This window comes from Aidingimonas lacisalsi (assembly GCF_008079445.1).
GTDB classification, from domain to species: domain Bacteria; phylum Pseudomonadota; class Gammaproteobacteria; order Pseudomonadales; family Halomonadaceae; genus Aidingimonas; species Aidingimonas lacisalsi.
On record NZ_VRYH01000010.1, the window covers coordinates 56105 to 73622 of the forward strand.

The window sequence follows — 17518 nt, forward strand, 5'->3', positions numbered from 1 at the left end:
ATGTCTTACCCCGTGATCGCTTCGACAGACAGTCCACGTTTGGCCGCAACATCCTCCGGAGCACGCATCGAAGCAAGACCATTAACCGTGGCTCGCACTACGTTCACCGGGTTGGTAGAGCCATAGCACTTGGCCAGGACATCATGCACACCGGCCAGTTCGAGCACAGAGCGCATCGCCCCACCGGCAATGATCCCGGTACCTTCGGAAGCCGGCTGCATATAGACCTTGGAAGCGCCGTGACGGGCCTTGATCGGGTACTGCAGCGTACTTCCGCTCAGGTTCACCTTGACCATGTTACGGCGCGCTTGGTCCATGGCCTTCTGAATCGCGACCGGCACCTCACGTGCTTTGCCACGACCAAAACCAACACGACCATTGCCATCGCCAACGACGGTCAGGGCGGTAAAGCCGAAGATACGGCCCCCTTTGACCACCTTGGCGACACGGTTGACCTGCACGAGCTTCTCTTGCAGGTCGCCGTTGTTCTGTTCGTTCTTCGCCATCGTAAAACCCTTTAGAATTTCAGGCCGCCTTCACGCGCGGCGTCAGCCAGGGCCTTGACCCGACCGTGATATTGAAAACCAGCACGGTCGAAGGCTACTTGAGAAATGCCTGCTTCTTTCGCACGCTCGGCAATCAATGCACCCACTCTCGCGGCTGCATCCGTATTGCCAGTACTGCCTTCTCCGCGGAGGGACTTTTCGAGTGTCGAGGCACTAGCCAGGACATTGCCACCGTCGGGAGAGATAATCTGCGCATACATATGGCGCGGCGTACGGTTGACGCACAGGCGATACACGCCCAGCTCGCGAATCTTGGCGCGAGCGCGGCGGGCACGACGGAGACGAGATTCTTTCTTCGCGTTCATAACCCTGCCTTACTTCTTCTTGGCTTCTTTACGACGGATCTGCTCGTCACCATACCGAATTCCTTTACCCTTGTAGGGTTCAGGCGGACGGAAGGCACGAATTTCCGCAGCCACCTGACCGAGCATCTGCTTGTCTGCACTCTTGAGTACAATCGTGGTGTTCTTCGGCGTTTCCGCCGTGACACCCTCGGGCAGCGTATACTCGACCGGATGGGAGAAGCCCAGTGTCAGGTTGAGCGTCTTGCCACTTGCCTGGGCACGATAGCCGACGCCATTGATTTCGAGGGATTTGGTAAACCCCTCACTCACGCCGGTGACCAAGTTCTGCACCAGCGCACGCGTTGTACCGGCCATTGCCCAGCCCTTGGCCCGGGCACTCGGCTCGAAGGTCAGCTGATTGTCTTCCTGGCCGATGGTAACATCGGGATGTACGGACATACCGAGAGTACCCTGACTGCCTTTGACAGTCAGTTGGTCACCATCAAGCGTGTACTCGACACCGCTGGGCAATTTAACCGGATATTTGGCTATACGGGACATTCCAAACTCCTAGAATACGGTGCAGAGGACTTCACCACCGACACCAGCATGACGCGCCGCTCGATCGGTCATCACACCATGAGAGGTGGAGATGATCGCAATTCCCAAGCCATCGGCGACCTTCGGCATATCATCCTTCCCCTTGTATTCGCGCAGGGAAGGCTTGGAAGCTCGCTGGATGTGCTCGATGACCGGCTTGCCCTCGAAGTACTTCAGGGTCACGGTCAACTCGGGCTTGGTACCATCGGTGACGGCGTAATCAGTGACATAGCCCTCTTCTTTCAATACGCGGGCCAGCTCAACCTTGAGCTTGGAAGACGGCAAGCTGACCGTTTCCTTAGTGGCCATCTGCGCATTACGGATACGAGTCAACATATCCGCCAACGTATCTTGCATACTCATGACGTTGCGCTCCTGATGAATCTACGTGGTTGTTACCAACTGGACTTCTTAAGTCCAGGAACATCCCCACGCATGGCGGCTTCACGCAGCTTATTGCGGGCCAGCCCGAACTTGTTGTAGTAACCGTGCGGGCGACCGGTGACGCGACAACGATTGCGCTGGCGCACCGGGCTCGAGTCCCGCGGCAACTGCTGCAGCTTGAGCTGCGCATCGAAGCGCTCTTCATCGGAAGCATTCACGTCATAGATGACGGCTTTGAGTTCAGCGCGCTTGGTCGCATACTTCTCGACCAGCTTGGTGCGCTTGCGCTCACGGCCTACCATGCTCTTTTTTGCCATGATCCCACCTTATCTCTTAAACGGGAAGTTCAGCGCACCCAAGAGTGCACGACCTTCTTCATCGGTGTTGGCGGTGGTGGTGATAGTGACATCAAGCCCACGAACCTGATCGATTTTATCATATTCGATCTCTGGGAAGATGATCTGTTCACGCACACCCATGGAGTAGTTGCCACGACCGTCGAAAGACTTCGGGTTGAGACCACGGAAGTCACGCACACGGGGGATCGCGATATTCACTAGCCGGTCAAGGAAATCCCACATGCGTTCGCGACGCAAGGTGACTTTGATACCGATCGGCCAACCTTCACGCATCTTGAAGCCTGCAACGGACTTCCGCGCCTTGGTGACCATCGGTTTCTGACCCGACAGTTTCTCCAGATCGCCCATGGCATTCTCGATCAGCTTCTTATCGCTGGTCGCATCACCAATCCCCATATTCAGGGTGACTTTGGTGATCTTAGGCACCTGCATTACATTGGCGTAGCTAAACTGCTCTCTGAGCTGAGCCACCACCTCGTTTTGATAACGTTCTTTCAAGTTCGCCATTTTGCTACCCGACTCGCGTTAGGCGTCGATCTGCGTCTGCGTCGACTTGTAGATACGTACCTTGGTACCGTCTTCCTTCACTTGGAAGCCGACGCGATCCGCCTTACCGGTCTCCTGGTTGAAGATGGCCACGTTGGACGCGTGAATCGGAGCCTCGCGCTCGACGATACCGCCCTGATTCCCCGCCATGGGGTTGGGCTTGGTGTGACGTTTGATCATATTCACACCGGACACGACGAATCGCTCGTCTTTGAGGACGCGCTTGATCGTGCCACGCTTGCCCTTGTCTTTGCCGGCGATGACGACCACTTCATCATCACGTTTGATCTTTTGCATATCCGCCTCGCTCCTTACAGCACTTCAGGCGCCAAGGAAATGATCTTCATGAACTTCTCGGTGCGAAGTTCACGAGTGACCGGCCCGAAAATACGGGTACCGACCGGCTGTTCGTTAGCATTGTGCAACAGAACGGCCGCATTTCCATCGAAGCGAATCAGCGATCCGTCATTACGACGAACGCCACTACGGGTGCGGACCACCACCGCCTTGAGCACCTGGCCTTTCTTGACCCGGCCCCTGGGAATGGCTTCCTTCACCGTGATCTTGATGATGTCACCCACGCGGGCATAGCGGCGGTGTGAACCGCCCAGCACCTTGATGCACTGCACCCGGCGCGCCCCGCTATTGTCGGCGACATCCAACATTGTCTGAGTCTGAATCATCGGTTTTCTCCAAACCTAATCTGACTGCACTGGTTTGTGAGGCTCGAGCCAATCAGCCCTTCGCTTGCTCAACCACCTCGACCAGCGTCCAGGCTTTAGTCTTTGACAGTGGGCGACACTCCGAAATCGATACTGTGTCGCCAGCCTTAGCCTGGTTCGCCTCATCATGGGCGTGCAGCTTGGTGGAGCGCTTCACATATTTTCCGTAGATCGGGTGACGCTCACGGCGCTCGATCATCACGACGATGGACTTGTCCATCTTGTCGCTCACCACCTTGCCAGTAAGCATACGAGCTTGTGTCTGTTCGGCCATCTCATTCACCTGCTTTCTCGTTGAGCACAGTCTTCACACGGGCAATATCCCGACGGACCTGCTTGAGCAGATGAGTCTGGCTCAGCTGGCCGGAGGCCTTCTGCATGCGCAGGTTGAACTGCTCGCGGAGAAGTTCGAGGAGCTGCTCGCGCAGTTCGTCTACTGATTTTTCTCGAATTTCCTGGGCTTTCATCACATCACCGTCCGTTTCACAAAGGTGGTGGAGACCGGGAATTTCTGAGCGGCCAGAGCGAAGGCTTCACGAGCCAACTCTTCAGAGACGCCTTCGATCTCGTACATGACACGGCCGGGCTGGATCTGTGCTACCCAATACTCAACGGAGCCTTTCCCCTTACCCATCCGGACTTCCAGAGGTTTCTTGGAGACCGGCTTATCCGGAAACACCCGAATCCAGATCTTGCCACCACGCTTGACATGGCGAGTAATGGCACGACGACCAGCTTCAATTTGACGTGCAGTGACACGTCCGCGCCCTGTCGCCTTGAGACCATACTCACCAAAGCTGACTTTACTTCCACGATGGGCAAGGCCTCGATTACGACCTTTCTGCACCTTGCGGAATTTCGTACGCTTGGGTTGTAACATCGATTCGCTCTCCCCTTATCTGGAACCTTTCTTCTTGGAGGGCGCACTAGCCGGCTGCTTGGCCTTGGCACGAACCTCCTCGATGCCCCCGAGGATTTCACCCTTGAAGATCCACACCTTGACGCCGATGACGCCGTAAGTGGTGTGTGCTTCGTAGGTAGCGTAATCAATGTCCGCGCGCAGCGTGTGCAGCGGTACACGGCCCTCGCGGTACCATTCGGTACGAGCGATCTCAGCACCACCGAGACGCCCTGACAGCTGGATCTTGATTCCCCCAGCGCCCAGACGCATCGCATTCTGCACAGCACGCTTCATGGCACGGCGGAACATCACGCGACGCTCGAGCTGGCCACAGACGTTCTGCGCCACTAGCTGAGCATCCAGCTCCGGCTTGCGGACTTCTTCGATGTTGACATGCACCGGCACACCCATCATCTGGGTGACATCTCGACGCAACTTGTCGACATCTTCACCCTTTTTACCAATCACGATACCCGGACGGGCCGTGTGAATGGTGATGCGAGCATTATTGGCCGGACGCTCGATTGTAATATCGCTCACCGAGGCGTTCTTCAAACGCTCCGCAATGAAACGACGTACTTCCAGGTCACTATTCAGCTTATCGGCATAGGAATCACCTTCGGCGTACCACACCGAGCGATGGTCCTTGACGATGCCCAGCCGAATGCCTGTTGGATTGACTTTCTGACCCATCTGGTCGACTCCTACTTCTCGGCTACCTTGACGGTGATGTGGCAAGTGCGCTTCAAGATACGATCCGCACGGCCCTTGGCGCGCGGCTGAATGCGCTTGAGCGTCATGCCCTCATCGACGCAGACGGTCGAGACACGCAGCTCGTCAATATCCATGCCGTTGTTTTCTTCCGCATTCGCTATCGCGGACTGCAGCACCTTGCGAACCAGCTTGGCAGCCTTCTTCGGTGAGAAGGTCAGCAGGTCGAGTGCTTCGGCGACCGGTTTACCGCGCACCTGGTCAGCCACCAAACGGGCCTTCTGTGCGGATAAACGAGCGCCACGCAGCTTTGCTGTGACTTCCATCTCTAATCCTCTCTGGCTTACCGTTTGGCTTTCTTGTCCGCCGCATGACCGCGATACGTGCGGGTGGCAGCGAATTCGCCCAGCTTGTGGCCAACCATTTCCTCGGAGACATGCACCGGGACGTGTTGGCGACCGTTATGGACTGCAATGGTGAGCCCGACCATGTTCGGCAGGATCATGGAACGACGCGACCATGTCTTGATCGGCTTGCGGTCGTTCTTCTCCACAGCAGCCTCAACCTTCTTCAACAGATGAAGGTCAATAAAAGGACCTTTCTTCAGTGAACGTGGCACAGCCGTTACCCCTTAATTTGTGTTACTTGGCCTTGCGGCGACGAACGATCAGTTTGTCGGTGCGCTTGTTCTTGCGTGTCTTGTGCCCTTTAGTGGGCATCCCCCAGGGCGACACCGGGTGGCGACCACCACTGGTGCGACCTTCACCACCACCGTGCGGATGGTCCACCGGGTTCATGGCAACACCGCGAACTGTCGGGCGCACCCCTTTCCAGCGTTTCGCGCCGGCCTTGCCAAGTTGACGCAGGCTGTGCTCGGAATTGCTCACTTCACCGAGCGTTGCTCGGCATTCCGACAATACCTTGCGCATCTCTCCAGAACGCAGTCGCAACGTGGCATAGTTACCCTCACGAGCAACCAACTGGGCACTAGTACCCGCGCTACGGACCATCTGCGCACCTTTCCCGGGCTTGAGTTCGATACAGTGCACAGTCGAACCCAACGGAATGTTACGCAGAGGAAGCGCATTGCCACGCTTGATCGCCGCATTGACACCAGACTCAAGCTGGTCGCCAGCCTTGACACCCTTGGGTGCAATCACGTAGCGACGCTCGCCATCGGCGTACTTGAGAAGCGCAATGTGCGCGCTACGGTTCGGATCATATTCCACTCGCTCCACCGTTGCCGGGATACCATCCTTGGAGCGCTTGAAATCGATCAAACGATAGTGATGACGATGGCCGCCCCCCGTATGACGGGTAGTGATACGACCATAGTTGTTTCGACCACCGGACTTGGACTGCTTCTCCAGCAAGGGGGCATATGCCCGCCCCTTGTAAAGATTGTCGCTGACGGTCTTGATGACGTGGCGACGTCCGGCGGATGTGGGTTTGGTCTTGACGATTGCCATTATCCGTACTCCTGCCTTATTCGACGCCAGAGAAGTCTTCGAGCGTCTCGCCCGCAGCGAGGGTCACATAGGCCTTACGATACCCTTTGCGAAGCCCCATACCCGTTGCTGTCCGCTTGGTCTTGCCTTTGACGTTCAAGACCTGGACACGATCGACTCTTTTCTCGAACAGTATCTCAACCGCTTTTTTGATTTCCGGCTTGGTCGCATCGCTTGCCACCTTGAACACGTACTGGTTGTTCTCGGCAGCGAAGGCAGCTTTCTCAGTCACGTGCGGACCAAGCAGAACCTTGAATACGCGTTCCTGGTTCATGCCAGCTTCTCCTCGAATTGACGCAGGGCGGAAACGGTCACCAACACCTTGTCGAAAGCAACGAGGCTCACCGGATCGGCAGCAGCAACGTCGACCACATCCACATTGGGGATATTGCGTGCCGCCAGATAGAGCTTTTCGTCCACCTCTTCGGTGACGATCAGCACCTTCTCCAGATCGAGCTCCTTCAGCTTGGCCACCAACTGCTTGGTCTTGGGCGTATCGACGACAAATTCGTCGACCGCGACGAGGCGCTCTTGGCGTACCAGCTCAGACAGGATCGAGCTCACGGCTGCGCGGTACATCTTCCGATTGACTTTTTGCGCATAGTCCTGGGGACGAGCCGCGAACGTGACACCACCACTACGCCACAGTGGCGACCGGATGGTACCCGCGCGGGCACGGCCAGTCCCCTTCTGGCGCCACGGTTTCTTGCCACCGCCGCGCACATCGGAACGGTTTTTCTGAGCGCGGGTACCCTGGCGACCACCAGCCAAATAGGCAGTGACGACCTGATGCACCAACGCCTCGTTGAATGCTTTGCCAAAGGTTGCGTCAGACACTTCAACCGTGCCGGCGCTTGCACCTGCAAGATTCAGATTCATCGGTCCTGACTCCCTCAACGAGCTTTGACGGCACTGCGCACGACGACGTCACCACCGGTAGCTCCCGGTACGGCGCCCTTGATCAGCAGCAGGTTACGTTCGGCATCGACACGCACGATCTCAAGATTCTGCACAGTGCAGCGGGTGTTGCCCAACTGCCCGGCCATCTTTTTACCCTTGAACACCCGACCCGGCGTTTGACACATACCGATCGAACCAGGGGCACGATGAGCCAATGAGTTGCCGTGGCTATTGTCTTGCGTGCGGAAATTCCAACGCTTGACAGCGCCCTGGAACCCCTTGCCTTTGGAAGTACCGGTCACATCGATGACCTGACCAGCTTCGAAGAGAGAAACGGTGAGTTCACCGCCCACGTCCGGAGCATCTTCGCCGTCTTCGAGACGAAACTCCATCAATGAACGGCCAGCCTCGACACCTGCTTTGGCAAAATGCCCGGCTTGCGCCTTGGACAGATGCTTGGCTTTGCGAGAACCGGTTGTCACCTGAACCGCGCTATAACCGTCGCTTTCAACGGTTTTGACATAAGTTACGCGATTGGGCTCAACCTCGATAACGGTTACGGGCACGGAAGCGCCATCTTCGGTAAAGACACGGGTCATTCCGGCCTTCTTACCGACTAAACCGATAGTCATGTTCAGTCTCCTTTAGTGTACGGGGCTATCACCCGCTATGGCTGCCCTTTCCAGAGCATTCCACTAGCACATTGTGTGGCGCCATCACGGCGCGGCGGTCGCGAGGCTTAACCCTCGTGCATACCGCAAGTGTCTAGTGTGGTATTAGTCGAGCTTGATCTGCACGTCCACGCCAGCAGCGAGGTCGAGCTTCATCAGGGCGTCAACGGTTTTCTCAGTCGGCTCGACGATATCGAGCACACGCTTATGAGTGCGAATCTCATACTGATCTCGCGCGTCCTTGTTGACATGCGGAGAAATCAGAATGGTATACCGCTCACGATTAGTCGGTAGCGGAATCGGGCCACGCACCTGGGCTCCGGTCCGTTTGGCGGTTTCGACAATCTCCACCGCGGACTGGTCGATCAGGCGATGGTCGAAAGCCTTCAACCGAATGCGAATCTTCTGGTTCTGCATTTGCCCTAAACTCCAATGGATTTCGACGGCGCGAGCCGTCTACCCACGCATTCAAAGGATGCGCATTATAGGCATACTGAGCAGCCAAGTCAAACCCTGCTGCACGCAAAACAAAGGGGCTCCATCGGGAGCCCCTTTCGTATCATCGACTCTTGACCATCACTTGATGATCTTGGCGACGACGCCAGCGCCGACGGTACGACCACCTTCACGGACTGCGAAACGCAGACCATCTTCCATCGCGATGGGCGCAATCAAGGTCACGGTCATCTTGACGTTATCGCCCGGCATGACCATTTCGACACCTTCCGGCAGCTCACAAGTGCCAGTAACGTCGGTAGTCCGGAAGTAGAACTGCGGACGATAGCCCTTGAAGAACGGCGTATGACGACCACCTTCTTCCTTGGACAGCACATAGACTTCCGCTTCGAAGATAGTATGAGGCGTAATGGTACCCGGCTTGGCCAGCACCTGACCGCGCTCGACCTCATCACGCTTGGTGCCGCGCAGCAGTGCACCGATGTTCTCACCTGCACGACCTTCGTCGAGCATCTTGCGGAACATTTCGACACCGGTAACGGTCGTCTTGGTCGTATCCTTGAGACCGACGATTTCGACTTCTTCACCCGACTTGACGATACCGCGCTCGACACGGCCCGTAACAACGGTGCCACGGCCAGAGATGGAGAAGACGTCCTCGATCGGCATCAGGAAAGGCTGATCAATGGCACGATCAGGCTCGGGGATATACTCGTCCAGCGCCTTGATCAGGTTGGCAACCGCGGTGGTTCCCATGCCATTATCATCCTTGCCTTCCAGCGCCATCAACGCGGAACCGGTGATGATCGGCGTATCGTCTCCCGGGAAGTCGTACTCGTTCAGGAGTTCACGGACTTCCATCTCGACCAGCTCAAGCAGCTCTTCATCGTCGACCATATCGGCCTTGTTGAGGAACACGACGATGTTCGGAACGCCTACCTGGCGAGACAGCAGGATGTGCTCGCGAGTCTGCGGCATGGGGCCGTCGGCAGCGGAACAGACCAGGATAGCACCGTCCATCTGGGCGGCACCGGTGATCATGTTCTTGACGTAGTCAGCGTGCCCCGGGCAGTCAACGTGCGCATAGTGACGTTGCTCTGACTGGTACTCGACGTGAGCAGTGGCGATGGTAATACCGCGCTCACGCTCTTCCGGGGCGTTATCGATAGTGTCAAATTCGCGCCAGTCACCACCAAAGACCTCGGCGGAGACGCGAGTCAAGGCCGCAGTCAGCGTGGTCTTGCCGTGGTCGACGTGACCGATGGTGCCGACGTTGATATGCGCTTTGGAACGTTCGAATTTTTCCTTAGCCACTGCTATTAACCTCTTTACGTTAGCTAACGGTTAACCGTTCTGATTGATGACGGCTTCAACGACGCTGGAGGGCGCCTCGTCGTACTTCGCAAACTCCATGGTGTAGCTTGCGCGGCCCTGGGTCTGAGAGCGCAGATCGGTCGCATAACCGAACATCTCGCCCAGCGGCACCACTGCGCGGATGACTTTCCCCGTAGGAGAGTCATCCATGCCCTGCACCAGACCGCGACGACGGTTCAGGTCGCCCATGACGTCACCCATGAATTCTTCGGGTGTCACGACTTCGACCTTCATCATCGGCTCCAGCAGCACGGCCTTGGCCTTCCGGGCCCCTTCTTTGATCGCCATGGAAGAAGCGACCTTGAACGCGGTCTCGTTGGAGTCCACGTCATGATAGGAGCCATCATACAGCGTAACCTTGACATCGATCATCGGATAACCCGCGATCACGCCATTTTGCAGCTGCTCATAGGCCCCTTTCTCGACGGCCGGTACGTATTCCTTGGGAACCACGCCGCCGACGATTTCCGAAGCGAATTTGAAGTGCATCTCTTCATCTTCGCCTTTGTCTTCCTCGGTCAGCGGCTCGATGCGCAACATGACATGGCCATACTGCCCACGACCACCGGACTGGCGGACAAACTTGCCTTCCTGCTCGACGCTGGCGCGAATCGTTTCGCGGTAGGCCACCTGCGGCTTACCGATATTGGCGTCGACTTTGAATTCACGGCGCAGACGATCGACGATGATGTCGAGGTGAAGCTCGCCCATGCCAGAAATAATCGTCTGACCGGTTTCCTCGTCGGTCTTGACGCGGAAGGAGGGGTCTTCTTGGGCTAGCTTGCCCAACGCGGTCCCCATCTTCTCCTGGTCGGGCTTGGATTTCGGCTCCACGGCAACCGAGATCACCGGATCCGGGAATTCCATGCGCTCGAGAATGATCTTGTCGTTCAGGTCACAAAGGGTATCGCCCGTAGTGACGTCCTTGAGCCCGATACAGGCGGCGATATCGCCCGCGTAGACTTCTTTGATCTCTTCGCGCGAATTGGAATGCATCTGCACGATACGTCCAACACGTTCTTTCTTCTGCTTGACCGAATTGTAGATGCTATCGCCGGACTTCAGCACCCCGGAATACACCCGAATAAAGGTTAGAGTGCCAACAAACGGGTCGGTAGCGATCTTGAACGCGAGTGCGGAAAACGGTGCTTTATCATCGGCCTCACGAGTCGCGATGGTACCGTCCTTGTCGTCCAGTTCCCCTTCGATGGCCTTGACCTCGGTGGGAGAGGGCATGTACTCGATGACGCAGTCCAGTACAGCCTGCACGCCCTTGTTCTTGAAGGCACTGCCACAAGTGACCAGGACAATCTCGTTGTCCAGCGTACGGCGACGCAGCCCTGCCTTGATCTCCTCGCTGCTCAAATCCCCCTCTTCGAGATACTTTTCCATCAACTCTTCAGAGGCTTCGGCAGCCGACTCGACCATTTGCTCTCGATAGGTCTCGGCGGTTTCGCGGAGGTCATCAGGAATATCGACCAGGTCGTAATTCATACCCAGGTCGTTTTCACTCCAGGCGATGGCCTTCATTTGAATCAGGTCGATAACGCCTTTGAACCCATCTTCTGCACCCCAGTTGAGCTGGATAGGTACGGCATTGGCGTTCAACTTCTTCTTCAGCTGATCCAGCACCATGAAGTAGTCGGCACCAGCACGGTCCATCTTGTTGACGAACACCATGCGCGGCACTTCGTACTTGTTGGCCTGACGCCAAACGGTCTCGGTCTGCGGCTGAACGCCCGAGCTACCGCAAAGCACGACGACAGCACCATCCAGAACACGCAAAGAACGTTCAACCTCGATCGTGAAGTCAACGTGGCCGGGCGTGTCGATGATGTTGATGCGATGCTCATCGAATTGCTTGTTCATCCCCTGCCAGAAGCAGGTGGTTGCCGCAGAAGTAATAGTGATACCGCGTTCTTGCTCCTGCTCCATCCAGTCCATGACGGCGGCCCCGTCATGCACTTCGCCTACCTTGTGCGACAGGCCGGTATAGAACAGGATGCGCTCGGTCGTCGTTGTCTTACCGGCGTCAACATGAGCCACGATACCGATATTGCGGTAACGCTTGAGCGGAGTCTTGCGTGGCACGATGATTATCCCCGTTAGCTGGAAGGACGTCCCGACGGGACGTCACTTCTGTTTATGGAAGCCTGGCTTGGCAGAGCCGCAATCAAAAACGGTAATGGGAGAAAGCCTTATTGGCTTCCGCCATACGATGCACATCTTCACGCTTCTTGACTGCTGCCCCTTTGCCCTCTGCAGCGTCGAGCATTTCGCCAGCCAGCCGCTGAACCATGGTTTTCTCGCCACGATTGCGCGCGGCATCAACCATCCAACGCATAGCCAGTGCCTGACGACGCGAGGGCCGCACTTCCACGGGCACCTGATAGGTCGCACCGCCGACACGACGCGACTTGACCTCGACCATCGGCTGAATGGCTTCCAGCGCTTTGTCGAAAATTTCCAGCGGCTCGTCCTTGCTGCGTTCGGCAACCCGGTCCAGCGCACCATAAACGATACGCTCAGCTACAGATTTCTTGCCGCTGATCATCAGGTGGTTCATGAATTTTGCCAGGCGCTCGCTTCCGAATTTCGGATCCGGGAGAATCTCGCGCTTCGCAGCAACTCTTCTTCTAGGCATGATAAGCCCTCTGATAAAGGGTCTTTCAGGTAAACTCGAGACTCACGCCCCATACCATTGCATGGTGACGCCGCTCGACCTTACTCATATCCGACCATGGAAATTGTGAATGCTAATTACGTCTCGCGGCATTATGCCTTGGGACGCTTGGTACCGTACTTGGAACGGCCCTTCTTACGGTTCTGCACGCCAGACGTATCGAGGGACCCACGCACAGTATGATAGCGCACACCCGGCAAGTCCTTCACACGACCACCGCGAATCAAGACGACGGAGTGCTCCTGCAGATTGTGGCCTTCACCACCAATATAGGAAGCGACCTCATAGCCGTTGGTCAAACGAACACGGCAGACCTTACGCAATGCCGAGTTCGGCTTTTTCGGGGTAGTGGTGTAAACGCGAGTGCAGACACCACGCTTTTGTGGGCAAGCCTGCAACGCCGGCACGTCGCTCTTGGCGACACGGCGCTTGCGCGGCTTACGCACGAGCTGATTAATCGTTGCCATATTATGTAGCTGACTCCAATGGTTGCCTTAACTGCAATAGTGGGGACAGGCGCACCCACCCCACTATCAAAGGTGGCGCATTCTACTGTTTCATGTCATCAATAGTCAAGGCTGCCCCATATCAAAAGGGGCAGCCTTGGATAAGGTCATCACGTTTCATCATCGTCGGCATCGAGTGCCGTCAGTTGAGCGCCCAGCTCTTGTTCGACATCGTAGGCCGATGGATGGAGAGAGCGTTCCGCATCTTCACGCTTGCGCTTGCGTTCAGCATGATGCGTCAGCCCGGTACCTGCCGGGATGAGTCGACCAACCACGACGTTCTCCTTCAAGCCGCGCAAGTGATCACGCTTACCGGTAACGGCAGCCTCGGTCAGTACTCGCGTAGTCTCTTGGAACGACGCAGCCGAAATGAACGACTCGGTCGCCAGGCTCGCTTTGGTGATACCCAACAACAGCCGTTCGTACTTGGCCGGGAACTTGTCCGCCTGAGCCAGGAGCTCGTTCTCTTCAAGCACCTTGACGAGTTCGACTTGATCCCCCGTGATGAAGCTGGAATCGCCGGAATCGGTCACCTCGACCTTACGCAGCATCTGACGCACGATGACTTCGATGTGCTTGTCGTTGATACCTACGCCCTGCAGGCGGTAAACGTCCTGAACCTCGGCAACGACGTACTTGGCCAGTTCGGCCACACCCAGCAGGCGCAAGATATCGTGCGGATTGCTCGGGCCATCGGAAATCACTTCGCCGCGCTCAACAGTTTCCCCCTCGAAAACGGCAACCTGACGCCATTTGGGAATCAGCATTTCGACGGGGTCACCATCTTCAGGCGTGATGGTCAAACGGCGTTTGCCCTTGGTCTCCTTACCGAAGCTGATCATGCCACCCACCTCAGCGAGAATGGCCGGCTCTTTCGGTTTGCGCGCCTCGAACAGATCTGCGACACGTGGCAGACCACCGGTGATGTCCTTGTTGCCGGATGCCTCGACGGGGATCCTCGCCACGACCTCACCCATCCGGATGGTGGCGCCATTATCCACCGAAACGATCGACCGGCCGGGCAGCAGATACTGAACGGGCGTATCGGTCCCCGACACGGTCACGTTCTGGCCGGACTCATCCGTCAGCATGATCATCGGTCGCTTATCGCGGCCTGCCGCAGGGCGTGAAGCCGATTCGATCACTTCGATGGAAGACAGGCCGGTCATTTCATCCACACTGCGATGAATGGTGATGCCTTCATCCATGTCGATATAGCGAACCTGACCTTCGACCTCGGCAATAACCGGGTGAGTGTGAGGATCCCACTTAGCCACGGCCTGTCCAGCCTCGACGGCATCCCCATCACGCACATCGAGCTCGGCACCATACGGGAGCTTGTAATATTCACGCTCACGACCATGCTCGTCAGCCACCGCCAGGGCGCTCGAACGCGATACGACCACGAGTTTGCCATCGGCACGTTCGACATACTTGATATTATGTAGCCGTACGTTGCCACCATGTTTGACCTGGACGCTGTCCACTGCGGAGGCGCGCGACGCAGCACCGCCAATGTGGAAGGTCCGCATGGTCAACTGCGTACCAGGCTCGCCGATCGACTGGGCTGCAATCACCCCGACCGACTCACCGACATTGACTTGGTGGCCACGAGCGAGGTCGCGGCCATAGCATGCTGAACAAACACCATGCGGTGTGTCGCACGTAATGGTGCTCCGCACTACGATCTCATCGACACCCATGGTGTCGAGTTGCTCACACCACGCTTCATCCAGCAGTGTGCCGCGCGGAATCAATACATCGTCTGTTCCGGCATCGATGACGTCCTGAGCGACGACCCGGCCCAGGACCCGCTCTGCCAAGGAGACGATGATATCGCCACCTTCTATGACGGGATGCAAGGTCAGACCTTCGTCAGTCCCGCAATCACTCTCGGTTACGACCAGATCCTGTGATACGTCGACCAGGCGGCGGGTGAGATAGCCCGAGTTGGCCGTCTTGAGCGCTGTGTCCGCCAAGCCTTTCCGCGCCCCGTGAGTCGAGATGAAGTACTGCAGGACATTCAAGCCCTCGCGGAAGTTGGCAGTGATCGGGGTTTCGATGATCGAGCCGTCAGGCTTGGCCATCAATCCTCGCATACCAGCCAATTGGCGAATCTGTGCCGGGCTACCACGCGCCCCGGAGTCGGCCATGATATAGACGCTATTGAACGACTCCTGCTCGACTTCATTGCCTTCGCGATTGATGACGTTCTCCTTCGAGATACCTGCCATCATTTCCTTGGCAACCTGGTCATTGGCGCGAGCCCAGATATCGATGACCTTATTGTACTTCTCGCCGCCGGTCACGAGACCTGAGGAGAACTGATCCTCGATCTCTTTCACTTCATCTTCGGCCGCATCGACGATCCCCTTCTTCGATTCAGGGATAATGAAGTCGTTGACGCCGATCGAGGCGCCTGACCATGTAGCCAGACGGAAACCGGTATACATCAACTGGTCAGCGAAGATCACAGTATCCTTGAGGCCCGTGCGACGGTAAACCTCATTGATCAGCCCCGAAATCGCCTTTTTCTTCATCGGCTGATCGACCAGTTCGAACGGCACACCCTTGGGCAGGATGCCGAACAACAGGATACGACCGACCGTGGTATCGAACAGTGAAGTTTTCTTGACCAGCTCACCATCCTTCTCTTCCGGGAGGTGTTCCGTCAGACGGACCTTGACGCGCGCATGCAACGAAACGCTCTGAGTGCCGAAGGCACGCTCCACCTCCTTGAGGTTGGAGAACACCATGCCTTCGCCCTTGGCATTGATTTTCTCGCGCGTCATGTAGTACAGCCCCAGCACCACATCCTGCGAAGGCACGATGATCGGCTCGCCATTCGCCGGCGACAGTACGTTATTCGTCGCCATCATTAGCGCCCGCGATTCGAGCTGTGCCTCCAGCGTTAGCGGTACGTGAACCGCCATCTGGTCACCATCGAAGTCGGCGTTGTAGGCCGCACACACCAGCGGATGCAACTGAATTGCCTTACCTTCGATCAGCAACGGCTCGAATGCCTGGATGCCCAGACGGTGTAGCGTTGGTGCCCGGTTCAGCATGACGGGATGCTCGCGAATGACGTCGGCGAGTATATCCCAGACCTCGGGCAGCTCACGTTCGACCATCTTCTTGGCGGCCTTGATGGTCGTCGCCTCACCAATGGCTTGCAGCTTGGAGTAGATGAACGGCTTGAACAGCTCCAAAGCCATCTTCTTGGGTAGACCGCACTGATGCAGACGCAAGGTCGGGCCCACCGTGATCACCGAACGACCGGAGTAGTCGACACGCTTGCCGAGCAGGTTCTGACGGAACCGCCCTTGTTTGCCCTTGATCATGTCGGCCAGCGACTTCAGCGGACGCTTGTTCGAGCCGGTAATCGCTCGGCCACGACGGCCATTATCGAGTAGAGCATCGACCGACTCCTGCAACATGCGCTTCTCGTTACGCACGATAATATCCGGCGCATTGAGATCGAGCAGTCGCTTGAGACGATTGTTACGGTTGATCACCCGGCGATACAGGTCATTGAGATCCGAGGTGGCAAAACGGCCACCATCCAGCGGCACTAGCGGACGTAGGTCCGGTGGCAACACGGGCAGAACTTCCATGACCATCCAGGCGGGATCATTGCCTGAACCATGGAAAGCTTCAAGCAACTTGAGACGCTTGGACAGCTTCTTGATCTTGGTATCAGAGTTCGTCTGCGGAATATCCTCACGCAGCTGATTGATTTCTTCCTCGAGGTCGATGTCGTTGAGAAGCGCCTGAACGGCCTCAGCGCCCATCCGAGCATCGAAATCGTCACCGAACTCTTCAAGTGCTTCGAAGTACTGCTCGTCATTGAGCAGTTGGCCACGCTCAAGGGTCGTCATCCCTGGGTCGATAACCATGAAGCTTTCGAAATAAAGCACCCGCTCGATATCGCGCAGCGTCATGTCAAGGAAAAGACCGATGCGTGACGGCAAGGATTTGAGGAACCAGATATGCGCCACCGGCGAAGCCAGTTCGATATGGCCCATACGTTCGCGCCGTACCGCCGCTTTAGTCACCTCGACACCGCACTTCTCGCAGATGATACCGCGATGCTTCATACGCTTGTACTTGCCACACAAGCATTCGTAGTCTTTGACCGGGCCGAAAATCTTGGCACAGAACAGGCCATCACGCTCCGGTTTGAACGTACGGTAGTTGATGGTCTCGGGCTTTTTCACCTCACCGTATGACCAAGAGCGGATCAGATCCGGCGATGCGAGTGTAATCTTGATCGCATCGAACTCGTCGGACTGTGCCTGCGATTTGAGGACTTTCACCAAATCTTTCATGGGTCGGCTCCGTTGCGGA

At 56.7% G+C, this 17518-nt stretch carries 24 protein-coding genes; all 24 read right to left on the reverse strand.

The window, feature by feature from the left end; genetic code table 11:
• Positions 1-5 precede the first annotated feature (5 nt).
• Positions 6-506 (reverse strand): 30S ribosomal protein S5, encoded by a 501-nt coding sequence (gene rpsE / locus FVV99_RS16670; RefSeq protein ID WP_148255263.1) that lies wholly within the window; start codon positions 504-506, stop codon positions 6-8.
• A gap of 11 nt (positions 507-517) precedes the next feature.
• Entirely contained in the window at positions 518-871 is a 354-nt protein-coding gene (rplR, locus tag FVV99_RS16675) for a 50S ribosomal protein L18 (RefSeq protein WP_148255264.1), read from the reverse strand.
• Between the two features lie 9 nt (positions 872-880).
• Entirely contained in the window at positions 881-1411 is a 531-nt protein-coding gene (rplF, locus tag FVV99_RS16680; protein WP_148255265.1) for a 50S ribosomal protein L6, read from the reverse strand.
• A 9-nt stretch (positions 1412-1420) separates the two neighbouring features.
• Positions 1421-1813 (reverse strand): 30S ribosomal protein S8, encoded by a 393-nt coding sequence (rpsH, locus tag FVV99_RS16685; protein WP_148255266.1) that lies wholly within the window; start codon positions 1811-1813, stop codon positions 1421-1423.
• Positions 1814-1845: 32 nt separating this feature from the next.
• A complete protein-coding gene (gene rpsN / locus FVV99_RS16690; protein WP_148255267.1) occupies positions 1846-2151 on the reverse strand; it encodes a 30S ribosomal protein S14 in 306 nt (101 codons plus the stop codon).
• 9 nt (positions 2152-2160) lie between these two features.
• On the reverse strand, positions 2161-2700 hold the full coding sequence (gene rplE / locus FVV99_RS16695) for a 50S ribosomal protein L5 (RefSeq protein WP_148255268.1): 540 nt from the start codon (positions 2698-2700) through the stop codon (positions 2161-2163).
• An 18-nt stretch (positions 2701-2718) separates the two neighbouring features.
• Positions 2719-3036 carry a 50S ribosomal protein L24 gene (gene rplX / locus FVV99_RS16700; protein WP_148255269.1) on the reverse strand — a complete coding sequence of 106 codons (318 nt, stop codon included), beginning with the start codon at positions 3034-3036 and terminating at the stop codon, positions 2719-2721.
• Positions 3037-3050: 14 nt separating this feature from the next.
• Positions 3051-3422, reverse strand: coding sequence for a 50S ribosomal protein L14 (gene rplN / locus FVV99_RS16705; RefSeq protein ID WP_148255270.1), 372 nt, complete (start codon positions 3420-3422; stop codon positions 3051-3053).
• A gap of 52 nt (positions 3423-3474) precedes the next feature.
• Positions 3475-3735, reverse strand: coding sequence for a 30S ribosomal protein S17 (rpsQ, locus tag FVV99_RS16710; RefSeq protein ID WP_148255271.1), 261 nt, complete (start codon positions 3733-3735; stop codon positions 3475-3477).
• Between the two features lies 1 nt (position 3736).
• A complete protein-coding gene (rpmC, locus tag FVV99_RS16715) occupies positions 3737-3928 on the reverse strand; it encodes a 50S ribosomal protein L29 (protein WP_148255272.1) in 192 nt (63 codons plus the stop codon).
• On the reverse strand, positions 3928-4341 hold the full coding sequence (gene rplP, locus FVV99_RS16720) for a 50S ribosomal protein L16 (protein WP_148255273.1): 414 nt from the start codon (positions 4339-4341) through the stop codon (positions 3928-3930). The genes rpmC and rplP overlap by 1 nt, the downstream gene beginning before the upstream one ends.
• Positions 4342-4356: 15 nt before the next feature.
• Entirely contained in the window at positions 4357-5055 is a 699-nt protein-coding gene (gene rpsC / locus FVV99_RS16725) for a 30S ribosomal protein S3 (protein ID WP_148255274.1), read from the reverse strand.
• Between the two features lie 11 nt (positions 5056-5066).
• On the reverse strand, positions 5067-5399 hold the full coding sequence (gene rplV / locus FVV99_RS16730; protein WP_148255275.1) for a 50S ribosomal protein L22: 333 nt from the start codon (positions 5397-5399) through the stop codon (positions 5067-5069).
• 17 nt (positions 5400-5416) lie between these two features.
• Complete coding sequence (gene rpsS / locus FVV99_RS16735) at positions 5417-5692, reverse strand: 30S ribosomal protein S19 (RefSeq protein WP_009098993.1); 276 nt, start codon at positions 5690-5692, stop codon at positions 5417-5419.
• 22 nt (positions 5693-5714) lie between these two features.
• Positions 5715-6542, reverse strand: a complete 828-nt coding sequence (gene rplB, locus FVV99_RS16740; RefSeq protein WP_148255276.1) for a 50S ribosomal protein L2 — start codon at positions 6540-6542, stop codon at positions 5715-5717.
• 16 nt (positions 6543-6558) lie between these two features.
• Positions 6559-6855 (reverse strand): 50S ribosomal protein L23, encoded by a 297-nt coding sequence (gene rplW / locus FVV99_RS16745; protein ID WP_148255277.1) that lies wholly within the window; start codon positions 6853-6855, stop codon positions 6559-6561.
• Positions 6852-7460 carry a 50S ribosomal protein L4 gene (gene rplD / locus FVV99_RS16750; RefSeq protein WP_148255278.1) on the reverse strand — a complete coding sequence of 203 codons (609 nt, stop codon included), beginning with the start codon at positions 7458-7460 and terminating at the stop codon, positions 6852-6854. Before rplD ends, rplW begins: the two co-directional genes overlap by 4 nt.
• A 14-nt stretch (positions 7461-7474) precedes the next feature.
• Entirely contained in the window at positions 7475-8113 is a 639-nt protein-coding gene (gene rplC / locus FVV99_RS16755; RefSeq protein ID WP_148255279.1) for a 50S ribosomal protein L3, read from the reverse strand.
• A gap of 144 nt (positions 8114-8257) precedes the next feature.
• Positions 8258-8569, reverse strand: coding sequence for a 30S ribosomal protein S10 (rpsJ, locus tag FVV99_RS16760; RefSeq protein ID WP_092572362.1), 312 nt, complete (start codon positions 8567-8569; stop codon positions 8258-8260).
• A 159-nt stretch (positions 8570-8728) separates the two neighbouring features.
• Complete coding sequence (tuf, locus tag FVV99_RS16765; protein WP_148255280.1) at positions 8729-9922, reverse strand: elongation factor Tu; 1194 nt, start codon at positions 9920-9922, stop codon at positions 8729-8731.
• A 30-nt stretch (positions 9923-9952) separates the two neighbouring features.
• On the reverse strand, positions 9953-12073 hold the full coding sequence (gene fusA / locus FVV99_RS16770) for an elongation factor G (protein WP_148255281.1): 2121 nt from the start codon (positions 12071-12073) through the stop codon (positions 9953-9955).
• Positions 12074-12155: 82 nt separating this feature from the next.
• On the reverse strand, positions 12156-12626 hold the full coding sequence (gene rpsG / locus FVV99_RS16775) for a 30S ribosomal protein S7 (protein ID WP_148255282.1): 471 nt from the start codon (positions 12624-12626) through the stop codon (positions 12156-12158).
• A 131-nt stretch (positions 12627-12757) separates the two neighbouring features.
• The gene (gene rpsL, locus FVV99_RS16780; protein WP_148255283.1) at positions 12758-13132 is read right to left on the reverse strand and encodes a 30S ribosomal protein S12; all 375 of its coding nucleotides are present in this window, start codon (positions 13130-13132) and stop codon (positions 12758-12760) included.
• A 149-nt stretch (positions 13133-13281) separates the two neighbouring features.
• Positions 13282-17499: a DNA-directed RNA polymerase subunit beta' gene (gene rpoC, locus FVV99_RS16785; protein WP_148255284.1), complete on the reverse strand. Its 4218-nt coding sequence runs from the start codon at positions 17497-17499 to the stop codon at positions 13282-13284.
• Between the last annotated feature and the right edge of the window lie 19 nt (positions 17500-17518).